A 23,392-nucleotide genomic window follows, 5' to 3' on the forward strand; every position below is an offset into this window, starting at 1 on the left:
TTTAAATCTTCCAGCCTGAATGCAGTGTTGCGATTGCACCTGTGAGATTACGGTATGATACCCGTGAAAAACCCGCATTATTGATCATATGGGCAAAATCATCTTGTTTGGGAAATTTACGAATAGATTCAACTAAATAACGATAAGCGTCACCATCATTTGCAATAAGTTGACCCAGTTTGGGAATGACATTGAAAGACCAAAGGTCATAAATTTTGTCAAGCAGAGGCATCTCGACATTTGAAAATTCTAAACATAAAAAACGTCCACTTGGTTTTAAAACACGAAAAGCTTCTCTGAGGGCTTGGTCAATATGAGGTACATTGCGGATTCCAAAGGCGATTGTGTAAGCATTAAAACTTTGATCTTCAAAAGGCAAATGTTCTGCATTAGCTTCTACAAAGTCCATCAAAGGAGCTAGACCATTTTTTTGGGCGCGTTCTTTACCGATGCTGAGCATTGATCCATTAATATCAAGTACTGTAACATGGGCTTGTTGACGTGAAGCATTAAGAATACGAAAGGCGATATCACCAGTGCCGCCAGCTACATCAAGTGCCTTCCAACTGGAAAGTGCTGGGGGAGAAAGCCATGCAACCATGAAATTTTTCCACGCACGATGCAGTCCAAGCGATAAGATATCATTCATCTTATCATAATTTTCAGCGACAGAGTGAAACACATTATCCACCATGGACTGTTTTTGCGCTTCATCAATTTTTGTAAAGCCAAAAGAGTGCTCCATACCACCTTTGACTCCTACGCGTTCTGTTTCAGCTGTCATGTGCGTGACCTTTCTTATTTTTCTTTTATCGTAAATGAAATATAGAAGACATGTTCAAATACGAATAAAGCAACTATAAAACCGCGAAATTTATACAGCCAAAAACAAAAGAGTACCTTTAGATATCAAGATTGGCAACGCTCAAGGCATTGTCTTGAATAAAAGCCCGTCGAGGTTCAACTTCATCACCCATTAAACGGGAAAAGAGTGAATCTGCATCAGTTGCATCATTAATTTTAACTTGTAAAAGAGCGCGCGCATCAGGATTAAGAGTTGTTTCCCAAAGCTGTTCAGCATTCATTTCTCCAAGGCCTTTATAACGTTGTAGAGTGATGCCTTTTTTACCATTTGTAAAAATGCTCTCTAATAAGCTCATAGGTCCAAAAATGCGTTCTGATTTATCTTTGCGATGAAGAAGGGGAGAATGATTATATATTTCTATAAGATTTTTGGAAACATGATCAATTTGACGTGCATCAGCTGAGTTTATAAGTCCTGTATCGAGTGTGATAACGTCTTTAACTCCGCGTAAAATGCGTTCAAAAGATAAACCCCCATCTGGTATATATTGACCTGTCCAACCACGTTCCATATCATCGGCAATTAAATCAAGACGACGTGCCACATCATCAGCTGTTTTTTGAGCTTTTTCAGGTGTGGAAAAGGCTTCAAGATTAAAAGCGCCAACAATTGCTGCTTGTTCAACAATATTACGATTGTAGCGGGTATGAAGACCATTTAAAAGTTGACGTAATACACGGGCATCTTCAGCGAGTTGACGCAAATCAGCACCTGCACAAACTTCTCCTGTCGATAATTCTAATGTTGTTTCTTCTAGCCCAGTATCCATCAAAAATTCTTCGAATGCTGTTTCATTTTTGATATATTGAAAAGACTTTCCGCGTGTTACTTTGTAAAGAGGTGGTTGGGCAATATAAAGATGTCCACGCTCAATCAATTCAGGCATTTGCCTAAAAAAGAAAGTAAGCAGAAGAGTACGGATGTGCGCACCATCAACATCTGCATCGGTCATAATGATGATTTTATGATAACGTAATTTATCTGGTGAAAATTCATCCTTACCAATGGAAGTTCCAAGAGCAGTGATAAGCGTTCCAATCATATCCGATGAGAGCATTCGATCAAAACGTGCTCGTTCAACATTAAGAATTTTACCACGTAAAGGCAAAATTGCTTGATTTTGGCGTGAGCGCCCACTTTTTGCTGAGCCACCCGCCGAATCTCCTTCAACGATAAAAATCTCTGATTTTGCTGGATCACGTTCCTGACAATCAGAGAGTTTGCCTGGAAGAGATGTGATGTCAAGAGCTCCTTTGCGTCGTGTGAGTTCACGCGCTTTGCGTGCTGCTTCGCGCGCTGCTGCAGCTTCTATCACTTTCGTTGTAAGAATTTTTGCTTCACTGGGATGTTCTTCTAGCCACGCGGAAAGACCTTCATTCACCAAATTTTCAACAATAGGTCGTACCTCAGAGGAAACCAGTTTATCTTTTGTTTGTGAGGAAAATTTGGGATCGGGAACTTTAACTGAAAGAATAGCTGTGAGTCCTTCACGGCAATCATCGCCAGTGAGATTCACTTTTTCTTTTTTTGCAATGCCTGAAGATTCAGCGTAGCCGTTAATTTGACGTGTAAGAGCGCTGCGAAAACCTACCAAATGAGTTCCACCATCACGCTGAGGGATATTATTAGTAAAGCACAACACTTTTTCATGGTAGGAATCGTTCCACCATAGAGCAACATCAACGCTCATTCCATCCTTTTCATTTGTAATGTAAATAGGGTGATCGAGCAGCGCTTTTTTTGATTGGTCAATGTATTTGACAAATTCAACCAATCCGCCTTCATAGTGCAATTCAACTGACTGAACATCAGCATGGCGTTGATCAACAAGAAGAATATGCACACCAGAATTCAAAAATGCCAATTCCCGTAAACGGCGCTCCAAAGTTTCAAAGTCAAATTTAACCATAGTGAAAGTTTCAGAACTTGGTAAAAATCTGATTTCTGTTCCGCTTTCTGCATCGCAATCACCGATAATTTTTAATGGAGAATCGGCAACACCATTTGTGAATGATATTTCATGGATTTTCCCATTGCGTTTGATTCGCAGTTGTAACCAAACTGACAGTGCGTTAACAACAGAAACTCCAACACCGTGTAGTCCTCCTGAAACTTTATAAGAATTTTGATCAAATTTTCCGCCAGCATGAAGTTGGGTCATGATAACCTCAGCTGCTGAAACACCTTCTGTTGGATGAATATCGGTAGGGATGCCACGTCCATTATCACGAACGGAACAGGAGCCATCAGCATGGAGTGTAACATTTACAAGAGTGGCGTGACCCGCTAAGGCTTCATCAATAGCGTTGTCTACAACCTCGTAGACCATGTGATGCAGACCTGAACCATCATCTGTATCGCCGATATACATGCCAGGACGTTTGCGTACGGCATCAAGACCTTTGAGAACTTTAATGGAAGCGGCATCATAGTCATTATCGTAAATCGGTGAAGTTACTTCATCACTCATAAGTTAATCCATTTCTGTGTTTAATTTGCGATATTTCATTAGCTTTTTTAAAAGCTTAATGTTTTGGCCAGTTATTTATGGAATAACCACATTACACATTTACCGTATATCAAATTTATATTCAACATCTGTCAGTACATAATAGATAGAATGCTTTTTGCACACACAAATGATTATTGTACCATTTTATATTATGTTTTTAATGTAGAAAAACACTTAAAATTGGTTTGATGAAATTTCCTCTTATGATTAAAGTTTGAGGGGAGAAGAAAAGTTATTTGGGCATTACAATGATGCAAAAAGTAAGATGTTATTGTTTTTTGATGATTGATAAAAGTGTGTGGAAAGTTAATTAAGCCAATTTTTGTACTTTTATGAACACTTTGTTTTGCTGAGCTTTTGCATAATCCGACAAACTGGTAATGTATTTTACGTCATTTTTGTTGGCACATGAAAGGTTTTGATGAAGTTATATAATGATGCCTAAAATGTGTATAGCTTGTACGTTCAGCAAAATCAGAAGATCTTTTTTAAGAGTGAAATTTTATTTTGTGCTAAAAAAATTGCTTTTCTCCTAAACAGTTTTCTTTTGTGCGTTTTTTGGGAAAGGTTTGTGTACAAGTTCTGATCACACCAATGTATTTTGAAAATGTATGAACATTGTTAAATTTTTTAACAACTTTAAAGAACAACAAGACATGTTAATTTCTTAATGTGGCAGACATTTGAATAAAGTGCATTAAATACAGTGATTGGGCAGAATGACATTTTAGTTGTAAAAAAAATCGGGGGAAAAAGATTTTGATAATGAGTAAATCTATAGACGTGTTAAATGCTCTTATTGGAATTTTATTTATAGCATGGGGAGTTTTCTTTTCATCTTTTGCATCGGCAGAAACGGCTGGAAAATTACCCTCTTTTTTTGGTGCGCATGAACGTTTTGTGCAACTTGATACAACAGATATCGTTCGTTTGCGTTTTGTAACGACTTTTGATTTCCCCCCTTTTAATTTTCTTGATAAGACAGGGCACCTTGCAGGCTATAATATTGATTTGTTACGCGCTATTTGCTCAAAATTAAATCTTGAAAAATTCTGTGAGGTAGAAGTTATTCCTTGGGAAGAGCTAGTGGATCATGTCAAAAATGGTAACGCAGAAGTGATTATCGCTGGCTTAAAAGAAACAATAAAAACACAGCAGGATCTTGTGTTTACTCGGGCTTATCTGCGCTTTCCTGCTCGGTTTGTTGCTTCTCAAGTTGTGAATCTTGATGAGCCAATAAGCGAAAAACTTATACATTTAAACAGTGGGTTTTTACTCAAGAGTGCGCACGAAAAGCTATTTCATAGTTATTTTCCTGAAGCCAAATGGCAGGGATTTAAGAATAGGGAAGAGCTTTACAAAGCACTACAAGATCATAAAATTGATCTTATTTTTGATGATGGATTTGCTTTGTCTTTATGGTTGAATGATCCAAAGTCATTTGATTGCTGTCATTTTGTTGGGGGGGTGTATATGGCTCCACAGTTATTAGGAAAAGGAATGCGCATTGCTGTTGCAAAAAAGAATGCAAAATTGGTTCATATGCTCAATTATGCTTTGAAATCTTTAGAAGATGATGGCAAACTTGCAGAACTTTATCTGCGCTATTTTCCAGTCAGTTTTTATTGATGAATGTCTTAATCCTAGGTAAGCGCTGTTAACCTTTCATTTCCCAGTCGATAGGAAATCGCTTCGGCGAGATGATGGCGTGAAAGGTGATCTGCTTCTTCAAGATCGGCAATAGTGCGCGCGACTTTAAGAATGCGGTGATAAGCACGTGCAGAAAGATGCATCTTTTCACTCACATCCCGTAGGAGTGTGGCTGCATTTTTATCAAGAATAGCAATTTGTTCAATGATTTTAGCAGGGCAATCGCCATTGGTGCGAATATGGTCAAGACCCAATGCGGTAAAACGTTTGATTTGAATGGCGCGGCACCGTGCGACGCGTTTTGCAACATCGCAACTTTTTTCTGATTGTTCTGGTTGCATAAGATCCATAGCTGTTAAAGCGGGAACATCAATCCGTAAATCAATGCGATCAAGAAGAGGACCAGAAATGCGGGACTGATAATCAATTTGGCAGCGTATTCCTTTAGCACAAACATGACCTTTTTCACCTGCCATACCACATCGACAAGGGTTCATTGCAGCAATGAGTTGGATACGGGCAGGATAGCTGATGTGATGATTGGCTCGGGCAATAACACATTCTCCGCTTTCTAGAGGTTGACGAAGAGAATCAAGAACCTGTGGAGAAAATTCAGGCAATTCATCAAGAAATAAAACGCCATTATGTGCAAGTGAGACTTCTCCTGGTCGTCCTTTAAGACCACCACCGATCATTGCTGCCATAGAGGCAGAATGATGCGGGGCACGAAAAGGGCAGTGGAGTGAAATACTATTATGTACTGTTTCTCCTGTGATAGAAGCAATCAGAGAAACATCTAAAAGTTCACGGCTATCAAGAGGCGGCAAAATGGAAGGTAAGCGTTGTGCTAACATAGATTTTCCTGCACCAGGAGGACCTACAAATAAAAGATTATGCCGCCCAGCTGCGCAAACTTCTAATGCACGTTTGGCAGTTTTTTGTCCTTTAATTTCAGAAAGATCTGGAAGATCAGTTTGGATTTTATATTCGCGTGGTTGCGGGCGTTGTTGAATTTGGGTTCCTCTAAAATGATTAACCATAGTGAGAAGAGTCTCAGGTGCGAGAATATTCGTTTCTGCATTTGCCCATGCTGCTTCAGATCCGCATTGAGATGGACAAATAAGTCCTTTATCGAGTGATAAAGCTGTTATTGCAGCTGGTAAAACACCGTTGACTGCCGCGATAGATCCATCCAGTGATAATTCGCCTAGAATGATGTAGTCTTGCGCCACTTCAGGAGGCAGAAGTCCCATAGTAATCATTAAGCCCACTGCAATTGGCAAATCATAATGCGACCCCTCTTTAGGTAAATCAGCTGGTGCAAGATTAATGGTGACCCGTTTATTTGGCATAGAAAGCCCACAGGCGTGAATTGCTGCTTGCACACGTTCACGGCTCTCTGCGATTGCCTTATCGGCTAGTCCAACAATAGCCATTCCTATTTTTCCAGAGGAAATCATAACCTGAACGTCGACTGGCACCGCCTCTAGACCGCGAAAAGCAACAGTTGTAACATGCGCGATCATCAGTTTATTTTCCCCCTTTTGATTGTAAAGAGACAATCATATCTGTACATAAAAATCAAGAAGCGTCTGTATAGCTTTTGAGTTGAAGAGGCCTATATACCTATGCAGATTTTTGCAATGCCATTAAAAATGGTGATTTGCGTAAATTTAACTATGATAACATGATAATGTGCGGCTAAATAAAATATTTATAATGAGCTAAAAGAATATGTTAAAGAAAGAAGGGTTATTTGTGTCACACAGGAGCTCAGGGCTTTGTGAATAGAAAAAGAAATGTTTAAGTAAAGAGTGTCGTTTGGTATCATCAAATGTGTGAAATATCCTGAGTAGATGTGTTTATATTTCTTGTTTGGTGTTATTTATAAATAGAGCAGTGTAAAAAGTGTACTAAGGTATCTGATTTGATGATATATCAGGCAAGAATTTTGTTAAAATCAGGAACCATGCGTAGTATATTTATAGGTCTATGCTTTGTCTTTGCTTTTTCGCAACCGCTTGCAGCATTTGAGCTTTTCGGCATTCCTCTTTTTGGGCAAAGGAAGGCAAGTGTCTCTCCAAATAACGTCAACAGTACAGAGAAAATTTATAAAATTGAGGTTGTTGCACCACAAGGTGCACCATCAGAAGGTGTTAAAATAGTTAAGGCTGTATCTTCTCTTGTTGCTGATCAAAGTAAAGCATTATCTAGTTCTTCTGGTCTATTGGCTAAAGCCCGTTCGGATTATCGTGCAATTCTTTCTGCTCTTTATGCTGATGGACGCTATGGTGGTGTTATTAGTATTAAGATTAATGGTTTAGAAGTTGCTGATTTGAGCCCTGTGACTCAATTACCAGCAAAATCCAACATTGTTATTATGGTTGATGCTGGTCCACAATACATCTTTAGTGCTGCACGTATCAATAAAGTTGCTCCATTCACGAAATATAAAACCAATAAAATGCCTTCAATTGAAGAGTTAGGTTATAAAATTGGGGCTGTGGCACACTCTGACACCATTCTTAAAGCAGAAAGATGGACGATTGAGGGGTGGCGTCGACAAGGTTACGCTAAAGCTAAGATTATTAATCGTGAGATAGTTGCTGATCATGCTGCGCGTCTTATTGATGCGCAGATTACGGTTGATCTTGGAAAAGAGGCACATTATGGACCTTTAAGAATACATAATGTAAGTAAGAAGCCACGTATGGATTCAGCTTATATTGCATGGATGGCAGGGTTGAAACGAGGTCAGAAATACGATTCTGATGAACTTGCTAAGACGAATGAACGACTTACACGACTTGGTGTTTTTCGTTCTATGAATATACATGAAGCTGATGCAATTAACTCTGATGGTAGTTTGCCACTTATGCTTGTTCTGGAAGAACGTAAACTGCGACGTTTTGGTGTTGGTGGAAGTTATTCAACATTAGATGGTGCAGGTTTTGATACTTACTGGATGCATAACAATCTTTTTAGCCATGCAGAAAGCCTTAAAATTGAGACAAAAATAAGTGGTGTTGGCAGTAGTAAGAAGCAATCATACAATCTTAAAAACTTTGATTATCTTTTCGGAGGTACATTTATAAAGCCTGGTGTACTCACTCCGGATACAGATTTTAGAGCAGAGCTAAAAGTGCAGCAATGTGTCTTAGACAATTACACCACAAAAGCTATTAGTGGGAAATGGGGTGTTACACATATCTTTAGTGGCGATCTATCGGGGCAGGTTGCTTTAGAAGTTTCTCATGGTTATTCAGACGATATCTATTTTGGAAATCGTAATTTCACGACAATTGGGTTACCAAGTGGTTTGATTTACGATAGTCGTGATAATAAATTTGATGCGACAAAAGGTTTATATGGCGAAGCACTTCTTGAACCTTTTTACGAAATGCGTTTTGGCAATTTTGTTGCAAAAATGACTGTGGAAGGTCGTTCTTATTGGGTACTGGATGAAAAAGAACGTTTTGTTTTTGCAACGCGGACAAAGTTTGGTACAATTATTGGGAGTGTTACAGAACAAGTGCCTTCGGATACACTCTTCTTTGCTGGTGGAGGTGGATCTGTTCGTGGTTACGCCTATCGCAATATTGGCATTAAAACTGAAAATAATGCTATTATTGGCGGGCGGGCACTTGTTGAGGGTTCAGCAGAATTACGTTTTTCTTTAAATGATAAGATAGGGTTTGTCAGTTTTATTGATGGAGGTCTCATAGGCGAGAAAGCGCGATTTAACTTTTCTAGAAATATTAAATGGGGCGCTGGTATTGGAGGTCGCTACATGACAGGTCTTGGTCCTTTACGTGTTGACTTAGCTTTTCCCCTTCAGCGAGAAAAAGGTGATCCTCGCATTGGTTTTTATGTGGGAATAGGGCAAGCATTTTAATGAAAAAAATAGTGCGTTTATGGATCTTTTTATTTTTGCTTTTTCTTCTTCTGGTGAGTGCTGTTTCTTGTGTGCAGAAAGATACTTCACATCTAAGCAAAACGACAGCCTATAATCGTTCATGGCTCGTCTCTTTTATTGAACATAGACTTTCAACACCTAATCGTCAAATCCGTTTGCATAATATGCAAGGAGCAATATCTTCTCAAATATCAATTGATACTATTACTGTCAGTGATAAAAAAGGTGTTTGGCTTAAAATTACCAATGCTAAAATAGATTGGAACCGTTTAGCATTGCTGAGGGGACGTGTAGAGATTAACCAGCTTTTTGCTGAACAAGTTACGCTTTTACGCAAATCGCAGGGCGGCTCTTCGCTTGTTTCTTCCATTGAAGCGGGGGAATTTTCTTTACCTAGATTGCCTATAGCAGTTTCTGTTAATACGCTTATGGCTAAGCATGTAATGTTTGAACAGAACTTTTTGGGTTTTTCTGCTGATGTGTCCTTAAAAGGGCATTTAACCTTAGCTAAAGATGGTCTTGATGCTGACATAGCGGTTCATCGTTTAGATGAGCTAGGTTCTTTTTCTGTTTTGGCGAAGATATCTAATAGCAATCGTACAGCCAAAATTGATATTTCTGCTAATGAACCGCAAAACGGTATTGTGGCTAATATTCTTAATATTGAAAAGCGCCCTGCATTAAATCTCTCCATTAAAGGTGATGGTACTTTTGATGATTTGGTTGTCAGGCTTTATTTAAAGGCTGATGATGATCTTATTTTGGATGGAAATGTTACTCTTGCAAATATTTTAGAAGGATACAGTCTTTCTACAAATCTTGTAGGTACATTTGGTCTTTTTATGCCTCCTCAATATCGCAGTCTCTTTGAATCTGATGTGATGTTGAAAGCAGATGCGAGGATGACAAAAGAAGGTGTCGTGCATCTTGATCATATGGCTATTCAAGGTAAAGCAATCAATTTTGTTGCCAATGCTGAAATAACAGCAGATAGATTTTTACGCAGGCTTTTTGTTGATGGCAAGATTGCCCTTGATAAGGACAAAGAGTTTGCTCATTTACCAGTGCTGGAAGTACCAAAGTATGAAGATAGTTTAGAAAATCCAACGCGTACGGATAATCTTGCTTTAACCATTGATTATGGACGTGAAGGGCAGCAGTCTTGGAAGGGACAGCTTGTTATACATAATTTGGGTAATGAAAATGTTTATATTCGCGATGCTATTTTTGATATGGGGGGAGTGAGCGAAAATCTTGATAATGTAGCTTCTCGTCATGTCGGTATTCAGGTTAATGGAACGCTTCAAGGGATCACAAAAACTAAAGAGACATTAGCAGAAGGTTTAAGCCAAACGATTCATGTGCATTTAGATACAGATATTGTTTCTAAAAAACCAGTTTTGATCCATGATTTTAGTGTCACAGCTCAGGGTTTTTCTGCTTGGTTAAAAGGAAAAGTAAATCGTTTTGTTTTAAAAGGTGATCTTGGTTTAAAGGCACAAACATTAGCACCTTTAAACCTATTGAGTGAGCGACCACTTTCTGGTAGCGCAGATATTAAAGCCAGAGGAACTATTGGTTTAATGAGCGGTATTTTTGATATTAAATTATCAGGGATTGCTGACAATATAGAAATAGGTGTGAAACCTTTTGATCGTTTATTCAGGGGAAATCTCATTCTTTCAGGTGGTATTGCTCGGGATATGACGGGTTTAGTTTTGCGTCGTTTGGATTTGAGAAATCAATATGCAAACGTAAAGGCTGATGGGCATTTTTCAAGTGAAAGCGCTAAGATGGATTTAGCTGCTCAAATATCTGATCTTGCCATATTGGATCCAAGGATGAGCGGTGCATTTACAATCCAAAGTGCCGCGAGAGGACGCAATAACCTTATAACATTGAGTACGCGTGCTCATATTGCTGAAGCATTGTTAATGGGAAAGGAACTTCAGAATACAACATTTGTTATTCATACACATTTGGATAATACATCGCCGATTGCTTCTTCTTTAACAGGTTCTGTAAAAGGAGAGGGAACTTTTGCTAAAAAACCATTGTATGTATCTGCTTCTTTTAAAGATTCTGGTCAGGTTCGAAAGCTTCAGGGTATCAATATTAGAGGGGGAAGTGCGAAGATAACTGGTGATTTTTCTCAAACACTGGGAGGTTTTATAAAAGGTGCTTTGCATATTGATGCTGATGATATTTCAGTACTTTCTGCATTATTTTTGCAAGAAGGTAATGGAAAAGTAAAAGGAGATTTTGTTTTTGATGAACAAAATGGCATGCAAAAAGCTAATGTGAGAGCGCATATTGATCATTTGAGCTTTGCAAAGAATAGAATTCAAAAATTAGCAGTAGAAGCCAACATATTTGACCCTTTTGGTATGATACAGTTTGAGGGTTTGATCAATGCTGAACATATCCAAACACCTTTGGTGATGATCAATCATTTAAATGCTCATGCCAGTTGTAAGAATGAACAAACAGTTTTTACTGTTCAGGCAATGTTGCATAATAATACAAACACACAACTTTCTGGTCGTGTGATTACTGTGGGGCTTCCAGAAGGCGTAAAACGAGAAGTACAGATTGAAGCCATGGATGTAAAACAATCCAATCTCCACGTGACATTGCCTAAACCAGCTACGATTACTTTTGATAAAGATGGGATGGTGGTAAGCGAATTAGGATTCTCGGTTAATGGAGGCAAAGTTGCGCTTACGGGTAATTTTTATGATACCCTTAATCTGCATCTGACGATGAATACTTTTCCTGTCGCTTTAGCCAATTTATGGAAACCTAATCTTGGAGCTGCAGGCACTTTAACAGGACAGGTTATGATTCGCGGTAATTTGAAAAAACCTGATATGATCTATGATATCAAAGGTGAGAGTTTAACAACTGTTGCTCTTCAAAATAAAAAAATAATGCCTTTGGCACTCTCTGTTACGGGGAAAACAGTAAACCAAACCCTTACTTTAAATGCAGATTTAACAAGCGAGGGGATACAAGCACAAGCACAGGGAAGTGTATCTTTAGACAAAAACAAACTTGATATACATGTTAATTTGCAAAATTTATCTGCGCGTTTGGCTGATGGCTTTATTGAAGGGCAAGCGCTTGGCGGAATGGTGGTAGGCAAGGTTGATATTACTGGAACAGTGAAGGATCCATCTGCTCGTTTTGAGCTTTCTAGTCGGGGCATGACTGTTATGACCCCTAAGGGACGTATGCTGGTAAATATGAATGCACTTGGTTCTTATAAGCAATCGGCATTTCATATTGAAAATATAATAGCAACAGGAAATAAAGGACTAGATCTTTCCATAAATGGGCCTTTTTCTCTCAATGGTTTAGAGACTAAACTGAATATTAAGGGAAGAATGCCTCTTGATTTTGTTGATTTATTGTTAGCAAAGCGTGGTGCGTATGTAACGGGCACCGCAGAAATTGACACGACTCTAAATGGCACATTATTGCATCCACAGCTAAGCGGACATTTTTCTATAGTTGATGGTAGTTTTTTTGATTCACAAACAAATTTAGGATTCAATAATATAACGCTTATGGGCAAATTAAATGGCGACCATGTTCTTATAGAGAAGGCTTCTGCTTCTTCGAGTGGTGAGGGATCTCTTTCTGCTTCGGGTCGTATCACGAATGATTTACAGACAGATTTGATTATTCATCTCGACCGTGCCAATTATAACGATGGTTCTATGATTCTTGCAACATTGTCAGGCAAGATGACAGTGACGGGTCATTTTCTTGGTGAGCTTGTTATTGGTGGTGATGTTACAGTTGAAAAAGCTGAAATTCTTGTTCCCGATCATTTTCGAAATACAAAATTTCTTGATATTAAAAATAGGAATTTAACCAAATCGATTCAAAAAACGCTTGAACGTGCTGATGTGAAGAATTTTAGCAAAAATCGCAGTATTTCTCAAAAATCTTCATCTATTGTACAATTAAATATGCGTATTACTGCACATAATCAGTTTTTTGTACGTGGGAGAGGTTTAGATACTGAGTTAGGAGGACGCATTAATTTGACGGGTCCAGTATCTGACGTGCATCCAGTTGGTGAATTTCAGATGATTCGTGGACGTTTTGATATTCTTTCACAGCGTCTTGATTTTGATCAAGGACAAGCAAGCTTTAGCGGTAATCTTAATCCCACTGTTTATTTTGTGACAAACAATAATAGCGGCGATATTCGCGTTACTGTAACTGTAAGTGGAATGATTGATAATCTTGATGTTCATTTTTCTTCACAACCTAATTTGCCGCAGGATGAGGTTTTGGCGCGTTTGATTTTTAACCGTTCCCTTAGCGAGCTATCACCATTTCAGATTGCTCAGCTTGCAGCAGCTGCAGCTGATCTTGCAGGTGCTAATACATCTTTGTTGAACACTTTACGGACTAAAATTGGTCTTGATGATCTTGATGTTATCGTTAATGAAAAGGGTAATACAGGTCTACGTATTGGGCGCTATATACACAATAACATTTATTTGGGTTTTGAAGCGGAGTCTGATGGAACGACGAAGGGAACAATTAATTTAGACATTTCACGCCACCTTAAAGCTAAAGGCGCCATAGGGAATGAAAAGAATTCGAGTGTTGGCTTATTTTATGAAAAAGACTATTAAGGAGAGAGCTTTTTTAAATTTAATTGCTTAAAATTTTTGCTTTTTAAATTGGATATTATGAAGCTTTTTGTAAAAACCATTTTCTTTTTCCAGCAGTTCTTTTTGGGTTCCTTGTTCAATGAGTTGTCCATTTTGTATGACAACAATTTTATCAGCATGAGCAATTGTTGAGAGGCGATGGGCAATTATAATTGTCGTGCGCCCTTTGGTGAGGTGATGAAGAGCTTTACTAACTTGTGCTTCAGTATGTGAGTCCAATGCGCTTGTTGCTTCATCAAGAATTAAGATTTCGCTATCGTGAAGCATTGCTCTGGCGATGGCAAGTCGTTGTTTTTGTCCACCTGAAAGATTATTGCCATTATCGCCTATTTGTGTATCATAACCATTTGGCAAATCCATAATAAAGTCATGGGCATTGGCTGTTTTTGCTGCTTTAATGATATCATCGTCACTGGCACCTTCTTTTCCAAGTCCGATATTATATTTGATAGTTCCTTGAAAAAGAAAAGTATCTTGTCCTACATAGGCCATAAGATTTCGAAGGGAGCGAAATGTGATGTATCGAATGTCTTGTCCATTGATTAATATACGTCCCTGTGTGGGATCATAAAGGCGCATAATAAGATTGATAAAGGTTGATTTTCCCGAACCTGAAGGTCCCACTAATGCGGTCATTTTTCTTGGTTCTATTTCTAAATTGATGTCTTTCAGCACCATTTGATTATCCATATATGCGAAAGAAACATTTTCAAAACAAATAGCTCCTTGCGTTTTGTCCAGATCTTTAGCTTCTTCATGCTCTGTAACTGTAAGGGGATGGTCAAGTATTTCGTACATCGTGCGGATATTAACTAAACCAGATTCAATTTTGACACGCACATTTGCTAATCTTTTCGCAGGATCATAAGCGAGAAGTAGTGCGACAATGAAAGACATCAATTCACCTTGGACCCCTGCACGTTGTTTTGCAAGGTAACCAGAAAAGCAAATAATACCCGCAATGGCAATACCAGCGAGTGTTTCCATCATTGGATGTGTAATGGCTTCAAGTGTTGCAATATTGTTTGCCTGCTTTTCAACATCACAAACGGCTTTGTTCATACGCTTTTTCATTAATTCTTCTAATGAAAAAGCCTTTATGACCTGAATGCCAATAGTACTTTCTTGCACAATTTTGATGATTTCACCAAGCGAAAGAAGTTCTTTTTCCATAAGGTGACGAACATGTTTTAAAGTTATTCTTACCCCTAAAAAAGCCAATGGACCTACTATTAAGGTAATAGCAATTAATGCAAAATTTTGGATAAACATAACAAGCAATAAACCACTCACTGAGAGCAAATCACGTACAAAAGTTGTGATAATAGTATCAATGATATTACGGGCTGCTGTAGCATTGTGAGTCACACGGACAAGAAGATCGGATGATGTATTATTTTGATAAAAGGAGACTCCCTGTTCCATAAGGCGTGCATAAATTTTGCGCTGTTGTTCAGCGACGATACTATTTCCTGCTTTGCTTAGAAAATAAGTTTGGGCAAAAGTTGAAATTCCTTTGAGAATAAAAATGAAAGCAATGATGCTAGAAGTCAAAACAATCATACTAAAATTCTGCGCATCAATAATATAATTGACAACGTCACGTATAATCCATGCGCTGGCTGCAGTCGTGCAGGAAATGATGATCATTGAAAAAATAGCTGCACCGTACCATCGTGCATGTTTACGAAAATTTTCTCGTAAAAGACGAATGATAAGATGTCTATCAAAAGAAGAAATTTGTTTTTTGACCATGAAGCGCTTCTATATTTTATCGTTATTTATATAAGAGTGAGAGATTCTTTGTTAAAGGCAATGAGCCTTTTTGATAAAAAATACTCTCTTATAGAGAGGTTGGCTACATGCTAGCCGCTAATTTTAAAAAGCACCACAACAGCAACATGTGATGCTTTTAAAATCGTCTCCACGCTCACTCTTAAATCAGTTGCGTGCTATATGTCATCTTAATGAAAAATTATTTAGGCGCTATCACCATCATCATCTGACGGCCTTCAAGTTTTAACTCAGATTCAATTTTCGCGATTCCACTTGTATCTTCTTTAACTCTCTGAAGGAGCTTTAATCCAAGATCTTGGTGCGCCATCTCACGTCCACGAAAACGCAAAGTGATTTTTACTTTATCACCATTATTAATGAAACGATGAACAGCCTTAAGTTTGACTTCATAATCATGAACATCAACATTCGGACGCATCTTAATTTCTTTGACTTCGATGATTTTCTGTTTTTTGCGTGTCTCAGCGGCTTTTTTTTGGTTCTGATACTTCAGTTTGCCCAAATCAACGATTTTACATACAGGCGGTTCTGCATTTGGTACAATCTCGACCAAATCAAGTCCAACATCTGCAGCCATAGCAAGTGCTTCTTGTATCGAAACAATCCCTTGATGTTGTCCCTCATCATTGATAAGCTGAACGCAGGGAACCCGAATATCCTGATTTGAACGTGGCCCATCTTTTTGGGTATGTGTCATTTTAAACGGTCTGCGAATGGTTTACGCTCCTTCATTTAGATTCATCCATGAGGTAATTTAATATATAATTATGTACAAAAAAACAACTAGAATTCTTACTTTTTTCACCCTTTGATTTATTATTTTAGCGTTTGATTTGCAGGATAAAAACTTTTCTTTTATAAGTGGGAGTATTTTAAGGAGGAAATAATAATGGATCAAGATCTCCCTTGCCAATTTTTTTCATTTAAGGACACCGCTCTTGCAGTACGTCATCGTAAAGGCAGTTCCTCACCTGGTTTGGTTTGGATTACTGGTTATGGAGCTAGTATGCTGGCTAGTAAGGCGGTTATGGTTGATGCTTTTGCTCAAAAGAATGGTTTGTCTTGTTTACGTTTTGATCATTCTGGTCACGGAGAGTCTGAGGGAAATTTTCTTGAGGGAACGATTTCACGTTGGGTGGAGGAAAGTTTAGCGGTTATTGAAGCCTATTGTGAAGGACCACAGATTTTAATTGGTTCTTCTATGGGTGGGTGGATTGCTCTAAGGCTTGCTCAGATGCTAGCAAAGAAAAGTAAAATGCTTGCTGGTATGATGCTAATTGCACCTGCTCCTGATTTTACGCGAACAGTGGTAGAGCCATTGTTGGGTATAGTAGAATGGCAAATTTTGGAAGAAAAAGGATATATTGAAGTACCTGCAATCCGTAAAATTGGTTACGTGGAGCCAAAGCCTGTTTCAAAGGTGTTTATTAAAGATGGACGAGAAAATTTTGTTATGAAAGGGTGCATCGATGTTGGATGTCCAGTTCATATTCTGCACGGAATGGAAGATGAACAAATACCCTATCAGCATACATTGGATTTGCTTAATCATTTGCCTTTAAATGATGTAACATTGACGCTTGTTCGTGATGCAGATCATTCAATTTCGCGTCCGCAAGATTTGGATTGTATCGAAACGGCATTGAAATTATTGGTTGATCGAGTTCAGGCAAAATAAGAAGGGGCAAATTCATTGGTGTTGAAGACATAGTGTATGACTGTTTATGAACAGCACTTTATTTTCTCTAATCGCGTTGTGCCTCTACGAGTGCGGGAACGCAAATGCGCGCGCCGTTTTACATTACGTATTGATGCAGGCATCCAAGGAATTTGTGTAACAACACCACCAGAGACAAGTCTCAGTTCGGTTCAGGGGTTCATTGAAAAGCACCGATCTTGGATTGAGGCACGTCTTGCTCGCGTACAAGGTTTTCACGAAAGTTTTCATCTCAAAGAAGGTTCAACGATTCCTTTATTGGGTATTGCACATACCATTCGGCATAAAAAAGGACGCGGAGTGACTGAGATTGTTGCAAGTGGTGCGGGACAAGAGCCAAAAATTATTGTTTATGGTCAATTAGAATATTTGCCAAGGCGTGTCGCTGATGTTTTAAAAAAGCAGGCTGCACTTATTATAACGCCGATGGTGAGGCATTATGCAAATAAAGTAGAATGTCAAGTGAGATCAATTTGTTATAAGGATACCAAGAGCCGCTGGGGGTCTTGTTCAACAGATGGGCGTCTCTCTTTTTCTTGGCGTCTTGTTATGGCGCCAAAGGAAATTGTAGAGTATGTTGTTGCACATGAAGTAGCCCATCTTCTTGAAATGAATCATGGAAAAAAATTTTGGGATATTTGTGAAAAACTTTGTCCCGACAGTAAAGCTTGTCGTGCTTGGTTAAAGACAAATGGTTATAGGTTACATGCAGTCAATTTTCATTCATATAAGCTGGAGATATGATATATAAACTGGAGATATAAAAAATAAGACATATTTGATGGAACTTTTTATTTTGTATTCCGTTATATATGTGCTTCATTGCATGTTAAGGAAGCCATTGAAGCCTCAGCACGATTGTCTTCCCCTACTTGGTTTGCTGAGTGTCTTCAATGTTTTGCTTTATCTTTTTTGTAATTCAGCTTAAATAATGCTCAATTCAGATTGGAAAAGTACTTATGTGTGTTCTCACAAATCCTATTCAGCTATTACAAGCCCTTATCCGTTGCCCTTCTGTTACGCCTCATGAAGCAGGTGCCTTATCAACTTTAGAGCAATTTTTAAAAAAGATGGGATTTAGTGTTGAGCGTCCTGTTTTTTCAGATAAAAATACACAAGATGTTGAAAATCTTTATGCAAAAATGGGGAAAGAGGGTTCGCATCTTATGTTTGCTGGTCATACTGATGTGGTACCACCAGGAGAGCTAGAAAATTGGAAACATCCTCCTTTTAAAGGTGTAATAGATCAAGGGAAATTATATGGGCGGGGCGCCGTTGATATGAAGGGTGCGATCGCGTGCTTTATTGCAGCACTGGCTCGGGTTCTTGAGAAGCGTTCCATTAACGGAACAGTAAGTTTTCTGATCACTGGTGATGAAGAAGGTCCAGCTATTAACGGTACGGTAAAGCTTCTAAAGTGGGCAGAACAAAAAGGCGAAAAATGGACTGCGGCTCTTGTAGGAGAACCAACGAGCGTAAAAACCGTTGGTGATGTGATCAAGATTGGTCGTCGAGGATCAATTTCTGGTATCATTACGGTCAAAGGTTGCCAAGGTCATGTGGCTTTTCCTGAGCGGGCAGCCAATCCACTGCCTTTAGCAAGTAAACTTATCCAAGCATTGACACAAAATCCTTTGGATAAAGGAACGAAGAATTTTCAACCCAGTAATTTAGAATTAACAACCATTGATACAGGGAATTCTGCGGTAAATGTTATTCCAGCACAGACGACGATACGTTTTAATATACGCTACAATGATCTGTGGACAAAAGAAATGCTTGTGACAGAGATTGAAAAGCGTCTTGCTTTGGTGCAGCCAAAAAACAAGAGTGATCACTTACCTTACTATCAGCTGGAATGGGTGCAAAGTTTGGGGAGTGTTTTTGTGACTCAAAATGATAAACTCGTTAACACTTTATCAAATGCTATTGAAAGTGTGACAGGAAATGTACCAGAATGCTCAACTTCGGGGGGGACTTCTGATGCACGGTTTATTAAGGACTATTGCCCAGTGGTTGAGTTTGGTTTACCAGGGCAGACTATGCACATGGTAGATGAGTGTGTGGCTCTTGATGCAATGGAAAGTCTCACTTCTATTTATGAACGTTTTATTATCGATTTTTTTTCGTAGAAAAGCGATTACTTTGATGGCAGGTTGAAGTCATGTATATTTTAATTTGCCAGTTGGTTGATGATGTAGTCAAGAAGGATACGTCCTGTTGTTGTGGCTTTTAAGCACTGGTTTCCTACCATTTCTACCAATCCTTGTTGTTGTAAAGCGATAAGTTTGTCCATTGATAAACCATTGGGGCTTAAAGCTTCATAACGGATCAGATCTAAACCTTCCGAAAGACGCAAGCCCATGAGGAGCATTTCGTTTGCTTGTTGTACTTTGGTCAGTTGTTCTGTTTCGACGCAGCCATGCCCTGTAGTTTCGACTAACTCGAGCCAATGTTCGGGATATTTTTCATTTATTGTTACATAACGTTCATGGTTTGTAACTTGAGGTGAAGATGCTTTTGAAAAGGAAGAGGAATCGCTTGGTAGGTGCTTGATAAAGCGTCCATGTGCTCCTGGACCAAAGCCTGCATATTCATGATAACGCCAATAAAGAAGATTGTGCGCTGATTCAGCACCAGGGATTGCGTAATTTGAGATCTCATAGGCTGGAAGTCCACACATAGTGGTTATTTCTTGGGTGAGATGATACATATCTGCTGCAAGCTCTGATGCGGGGAGAATAAGTCTTCCTGCGGCATGAAGTCGTTTGAAAGCAGTGCCTTCCTCTATAGTCAATTGGTAAAGAGAAAGGTGGTCTGCTGCCAGATCAATGGCTTGAAAAAGTTCACATTTCCATTGCTCGAGTGTTTGTTCGGGGCGAGCATAAATTAAATCAAATGATAAACGTGGAAAAATTTCCCGCGCTAAAGTAATAGCGTGAAGGGCTTGTTTCACATCATGAAGACGACCAAGTTTTCGCAGTGCTTTGTCATTGAGTGCTTGTACGCCTAGAGAAAGGCGGTTAACCCCTGCTGCGCGATATCCACGAAAGCGCTCTGCTTCCACACTGGATGGGTTCGCTTCCAGTGTGATTTCAGCTTGATTATCGACTGTCCACTTTTTTGCGATAGCTTGCAATAAGGCATATACAGTCTGAGGCGTCATGAGGGAGGGTGTTCCTCCGCCGATAAAAATACTCGTAATATGACGTGGACCTATTTTATGGTATTGCGTTTCTATTTCGCGTTCAAAGGCGGTTACAAAACGTGGTTGATCCACCCCATTTACACGAACATGTGAATTAAAATCACAATAGGGGCATTTGGCAGTACAAAAGGGCCAATGAATGTAAATGCCAAAAGATTCATTCATGAGAGTGCCAAAAGGTTTTCTGCAAAAAGCTTGAAAGCGCGCGCGCGATGTGAGAGGGGTGTTTTATCATTGAGTTTCCAGCCATGTTTTTGCTCCGTTGACATTTCACCAAAAGTATTTTCATATCCATTTGGTAAAAAAATAGGGTCAAAGCCAAAACCTTTATCTCCGCGTGGAGGCCAAATAAATGTACCTTCAACGCTGCCGCGGAAATAATCTGCGTAACCATCGGGCCATGCAATACAGATGACCGATATAAATCGACTTTTCCGTTGGCTTTTTTCATATGCTCCAATTTTTTGAAGTTCGTCTTCTATTTTTTGCATAGCTTTTGAATAATTACGTGTACCATCGGATTGAAGAGCCCAATCGGCGGTATAAACACCTGGTGCGCCATTTAATGCATCTACTTCCATGCCAGAGTCATCAGATAGGGCAGGAAATCCTGTATTTTTTGCAGCTGAAAAGGCTTTGATGTAGGCATTTTCTTCAAATGTTGTTCCTGTTTCTTGCGGTTCGAGCAAACCGAGCTTCTTTGCTGAGAGTGTTGTTAAACCAAAAGGAGCGATCAATGTAGTAATTTCGTGCAATTTATCGATGTTATGTGTGGCAATGACGAGATTTTGAGTTGCTATGCTTCTCATATACATTTCTCCAAATGAAGTGAGGTGGCTGTTTTCTATATTTAAAACGAGCTGAAATGATCGTATGATATGGGTCTTACAAAATTTTACAAGATATGATTTTTCTATATGTTTGCTGATATTCAGTTTAAATAAGATTTTCTGTATTGGATGAGAGGGCAAGTGGGAGAAACCCATAGAAGTATCTTTCTTTTTGACTATGGTATTTTTTTTATGATAAATATGCGATATATCTTTGCACCACTTTAAACTATTTGACCAAACCTTGGCAGGATTTATATAAGAAGCAAGTATTTTTAAAGTAGTGAAACAATTGTGATGAGACACAAATCGATTGATGATGAACTAAAATGCCTTGATGAGCGTTCGCGTGATATTTTTCGTCATATTGTTGAAGCTTACCTTAATGATGGTGAACCTGTAGGATCACGAAATCTTTCACGGCTTTTACAACAGACATTATCACCTGCAACGATTCGTAATGTTATGAGTGATCTCGAACATCTTGGTTTGATCTATGCGCCTCATGTTTCTGCAGGACGAATGCCGACACAATCAGGCTTACGCTTTTTTGTTGATGCATTTATGGAAGCAGGTGATTTGCCGACGCAGGAGCGCGAAAATATTGAAAACCAAGTCAAAGAGGCTGGTCATACACAATCGGTTGAACATTTTCTCGTTCAAGCTAGCCAAGTTCTTTCAGATCTTTCACGTGGGGCAGGGCTAGTTCTTGCGACAAAGCATGAAGGAACATTGAAGCATATTGAATTTGTGCGCCTTGATGGGGAGCATGCTCTTGCAGTTTTAGTGACTCAAAGAGGTGAGGTTGAAAATCGTATTGTTCACTTACCAGAAGGGGTTACCCATGCACAATTGACAGAGGCAACAAATTTTCTTAATGCGCATATTCAGGGACGTACATTGCGTGAAGCGAAAGAGGAAATTGCGCGTTTATGCTCTGAAACACGAGCTGCACTCGATCATTTGTCTCATCATCTTGTTGAAACTGGGCTTGCTCTTTGGGGAGGAGAAGATGCTAATCATAAAATACATCTTATTGTTCGTGGGCGAAGCAATTTGCTTGAAAACGTGAGAGCAGAAGAAGATTTAGAGCGATTGCGACATCTGTTTGATGATCTGGAAACGCGTGAAAGTATGGCACAATTGCTCGATTTAACGGATGAAGGTTCGGGCGTTCGTATCTTTATTGGTTCGGAAAATAAGTTATTTTCGCTTTCTGGTTCTTCCTTAGTGGTGGCACCTTATTGTGATTCACAACAAAGGGTCGTTGGCGCTTTGGGGATTATTGGACCGACACGGCTTAATTATGCAAGGATCGTTCCTATGGTTGATTATACGGCTCAACTTGTGTCGCAATTGTTGCGTTAGATTATTAGGTTGGGTATTCTATTATAAACGTTCATTGTGTTGAGATGTGTAAATACCCCTTGATTTTTGTCTGTAAAGTTTCGATATCGAGAATAACAAGTCTTATGAAGGAATGAAATTTTTATGTCTAATGAAAAAAACAAATTTACTAGCGCTTCATTTGAAAATTGCGATTTGAAAAATCCAGCTGACCACGCTACGCTTAAACAAGCTGCTGATGAATTTTTGAAAATGCATGAAACAGAAAGCCACGCAGACGTTGAAGAGTGCACAGATGTTGAAAAAGAAAGCGATGAATGTACCAATTCCTTGGATACTTTGCAGGATGAAAATAAAGAACTAAAAGACCAACTTTTACGCCTTGCTGCAGATATGGAAAACCTTCGGCGCCGTACTGCGCGTGATGTGGCTGATGCGAGAGCTTATTCAATTGCTAATTTTGCACGTGATATGTTATCTGTCTCTGATAATCTTAATCGTGCTTTGGAGGCTATTCCAGAGGGTGCACGGGAAAATGATGCTGGTTTGAAAGCATTAGCTGAAGGTGTTGAAATGACTGAGCGTGCAATGATGGCAGCATTAGAGCGTCATGGGGTGAAGAAGATTCATCCCGAGGGACAAAAATTTGATCCCCATTTTCATCAAGCGATGTTTGAAATTCCTAATTCAGATGCTCCAGATAATACCGTTCAGCAGGTTGTTCAAGCAGGTTATATCATCGGTGAGCGTGTCCTGCGTCCAGCGATAGTTGGTGTCACAAAAAGTGGAGCAAAAGAAACTTTTGTTGAACCTGATACAGCATAAATACATTAGAAACAATATTCTCAGAATGAAA

15 protein-coding genes are annotated in these 23,392 nt (G+C 39.0%); 8 read left to right on the plus strand and 7 right to left on the minus strand.

Going from position 1 to position 23,392, the window contains the following annotated elements; translation table 11 throughout:
* Position 1: 1 nt before the first annotated feature.
* Together ubiE and gyrB are read right to left on the minus strand one after the other, a co-directional pair.
* Entirely contained in the window at positions 2-784 is a 783-nt protein-coding gene (gene ubiE, locus ACMFKV_RS00785; protein WP_413154247.1) for a bifunctional demethylmenaquinone methyltransferase/2-methoxy-6-polyprenyl-1,4-benzoquinol methylase UbiE, read from the minus strand.
* Between the two features lie 118 nt (positions 785-902).
* Positions 903-3,335 carry a DNA topoisomerase (ATP-hydrolyzing) subunit B gene (gene gyrB / locus ACMFKV_RS00790; RefSeq protein WP_336287636.1) on the minus strand — a complete coding sequence of 811 codons (2,433 nt, stop codon included), beginning with the start codon at positions 3,333-3,335 and terminating at the stop codon, positions 903-905.
* Positions 3,336-4,142: 807 nt separating this feature from the next.
* Here gyrB and ACMFKV_RS00795 point away from each other — a divergent pair.
* A complete protein-coding gene (locus tag ACMFKV_RS00795) occupies positions 4,143-5,006 on the plus strand; it encodes a transporter substrate-binding domain-containing protein (RefSeq protein ID WP_413154248.1) in 864 nt (287 codons plus the stop codon).
* Between the two features lie 14 nt (positions 5,007-5,020).
* Here ACMFKV_RS00795 and ACMFKV_RS00800 read toward each other — a convergent pair whose 3' ends face one another.
* On the minus strand, positions 5,021-6,553 hold the full coding sequence (locus ACMFKV_RS00800; RefSeq protein WP_336287638.1) for a YifB family Mg chelatase-like AAA ATPase: 1,533 nt from the start codon (positions 6,551-6,553) through the stop codon (positions 5,021-5,023).
* Between the two features lie 404 nt (positions 6,554-6,957).
* On the opposite strand from ACMFKV_RS00800, the gene ACMFKV_RS00805 reads away from it, so the two are divergent.
* Both ACMFKV_RS00805 and ACMFKV_RS00810 read left to right on the plus strand, forming a co-directional pair.
* Positions 6,958-8,922 carry an autotransporter assembly complex protein TamA gene (locus ACMFKV_RS00805; protein ID WP_336287800.1) on the plus strand — a complete coding sequence of 655 codons (1,965 nt, stop codon included), beginning with the start codon at positions 6,958-6,960 and terminating at the stop codon, positions 8,920-8,922.
* Positions 8,922-13,598, plus strand: coding sequence for a translocation/assembly module TamB domain-containing protein (locus tag ACMFKV_RS00810; protein WP_413154249.1), 4,677 nt, complete (start codon positions 8,922-8,924; stop codon positions 13,596-13,598). Before ACMFKV_RS00805 ends, ACMFKV_RS00810 begins: the two co-directional genes overlap by 1 nt.
* A gap of 27 nt (positions 13,599-13,625) precedes the next feature.
* Here the strand turns inward: ACMFKV_RS00810 and ACMFKV_RS00815 are convergent, their stop codons facing one another.
* The gene (locus ACMFKV_RS00815) at positions 13,626-15,392 is read right to left on the minus strand and encodes an ABC transporter ATP-binding protein (protein ID WP_336287640.1); all 1,767 of its coding nucleotides are present in this window, start codon (positions 15,390-15,392) and stop codon (positions 13,626-13,628) included.
* A 220-nt stretch (positions 15,393-15,612) separates the two neighbouring features.
* On the minus strand, positions 15,613-16,131 hold the full coding sequence (infC, locus tag ACMFKV_RS00820; RefSeq protein WP_336287641.1) for a translation initiation factor IF-3: 519 nt from the start codon (positions 16,129-16,131) through the stop codon (positions 15,613-15,615).
* 192 nt (positions 16,132-16,323) lie between these two features.
* Between infC and ACMFKV_RS00825 the strand changes: the two genes are divergently transcribed.
* The 3 genes from ACMFKV_RS00825 (at position 16,324) to dapE (ending at position 19,283) form a co-directional block, all read left to right on the plus strand.
* A complete protein-coding gene (locus ACMFKV_RS00825; RefSeq protein ID WP_336287642.1) occupies positions 16,324-17,112 on the plus strand; it encodes an alpha/beta hydrolase in 789 nt (262 codons plus the stop codon).
* Positions 17,113-17,148: 36 nt separating this feature from the next.
* On the plus strand, positions 17,149-17,895 hold the full coding sequence (locus ACMFKV_RS00830; protein ID WP_413154250.1) for a M48 family metallopeptidase: 747 nt from the start codon (positions 17,149-17,151) through the stop codon (positions 17,893-17,895).
* Between the two features lie 215 nt (positions 17,896-18,110).
* Entirely contained in the window at positions 18,111-19,283 is a 1,173-nt protein-coding gene (dapE, locus tag ACMFKV_RS00835) for a succinyl-diaminopimelate desuccinylase (protein WP_413154251.1), read from the plus strand.
* 41 nt (positions 19,284-19,324) lie between these two features.
* On the opposite strand, the gene hemW is transcribed toward dapE, so the two are convergent.
* Both hemW and rdgB read right to left on the minus strand, forming a co-directional pair.
* Complete coding sequence (gene hemW / locus ACMFKV_RS00840) at positions 19,325-20,524, minus strand: radical SAM family heme chaperone HemW (protein WP_336287645.1); 1,200 nt, start codon at positions 20,522-20,524, stop codon at positions 19,325-19,327.
* Positions 20,521-21,168, minus strand: a complete 648-nt coding sequence (gene rdgB / locus ACMFKV_RS00845) for an RdgB/HAM1 family non-canonical purine NTP pyrophosphatase (RefSeq protein WP_413154252.1) — start codon at positions 21,166-21,168, stop codon at positions 20,521-20,523. The genes hemW and rdgB overlap by 4 nt, the downstream gene beginning before the upstream one ends.
* A 318-nt stretch (positions 21,169-21,486) precedes the next feature.
* Here rdgB and hrcA point away from each other — a divergent pair, with 318 nt between their 5' ends.
* Complete coding sequence (gene hrcA, locus ACMFKV_RS00850) at positions 21,487-22,557, plus strand: heat-inducible transcriptional repressor HrcA (RefSeq protein WP_336287801.1); 1,071 nt, start codon at positions 21,487-21,489, stop codon at positions 22,555-22,557.
* A gap of 123 nt (positions 22,558-22,680) precedes the next feature.
* Positions 22,681-23,361, plus strand: a complete 681-nt coding sequence (gene grpE, locus ACMFKV_RS00855; RefSeq protein ID WP_336287647.1) for a nucleotide exchange factor GrpE — start codon at positions 22,681-22,683, stop codon at positions 23,359-23,361.
* Positions 23,362-23,392 lie beyond the last annotated feature (31 nt).

The organism is Bartonella propinqua, assembly GCF_047263965.1.
Lineage (GTDB): Bacteria > Pseudomonadota > Alphaproteobacteria > Rhizobiales > Rhizobiaceae > Bartonella.

Bases quoted from the DNA above. Each gene is read 5' to 3' on its own strand.
- ubiE (WP_413154247.1), bottom strand. From the start codon at position 784: ATGACAGCTGAAACAGAACGCGTAGGAGTCAAAGGTGGTATGGAGCAC.
- gyrB (WP_336287636.1), bottom strand. From the start codon at position 3,335: ATGAGTGATGAAGTAACTTCACCGATTTACGATAATGACTATGATGCC.
- ACMFKV_RS00795 (WP_413154248.1), top strand. From the start codon at position 4,143: ATGAGTAAATCTATAGACGTGTTAAATGCTCTTATTGGAATTTTATTT.
- ACMFKV_RS00800 (WP_336287638.1), bottom strand. From the start codon at position 6,553: ATGATCGCGCATGTTACAACTGTTGCTTTTCGCGGTCTAGAGGCGGTG.
- ACMFKV_RS00805 (WP_336287800.1), top strand. From the start codon at position 6,958: ATGATATATCAGGCAAGAATTTTGTTAAAATCAGGAACCATGCGTAGT.
- ACMFKV_RS00810 (WP_413154249.1), top strand. From the start codon at position 8,922: ATGAAAAAAATAGTGCGTTTATGGATCTTTTTATTTTTGCTTTTTCTT.
- ACMFKV_RS00815 (WP_336287640.1), bottom strand. From the start codon at position 15,392: ATGGTCAAAAAACAAATTTCTTCTTTTGATAGACATCTTATCATTCGT.
- infC (WP_336287641.1), bottom strand. From the start codon at position 16,131: ATGACACATACCCAAAAAGATGGGCCACGTTCAAATCAGGATATTCGG.
- ACMFKV_RS00825 (WP_336287642.1), top strand. From the start codon at position 16,324: ATGGATCAAGATCTCCCTTGCCAATTTTTTTCATTTAAGGACACCGCT.
- ACMFKV_RS00830 (WP_413154250.1), top strand. From the start codon at position 17,149: ATGACTGTTTATGAACAGCACTTTATTTTCTCTAATCGCGTTGTGCCT.
- dapE (WP_413154251.1), top strand. From the start codon at position 18,111: ATGTGTGTTCTCACAAATCCTATTCAGCTATTACAAGCCCTTATCCGT.
- hemW (WP_336287645.1), bottom strand. From the start codon at position 20,524: ATGAATGAATCTTTTGGCATTTACATTCATTGGCCCTTTTGTACTGCC.
- rdgB (WP_413154252.1), bottom strand. From the start codon at position 21,168: ATGAGAAGCATAGCAACTCAAAATCTCGTCATTGCCACACATAACATC.
- hrcA (WP_336287801.1), top strand. From the start codon at position 21,487: ATGAGACACAAATCGATTGATGATGAACTAAAATGCCTTGATGAGCGT.
- grpE (WP_336287647.1), top strand. From the start codon at position 22,681: ATGTCTAATGAAAAAAACAAATTTACTAGCGCTTCATTTGAAAATTGC.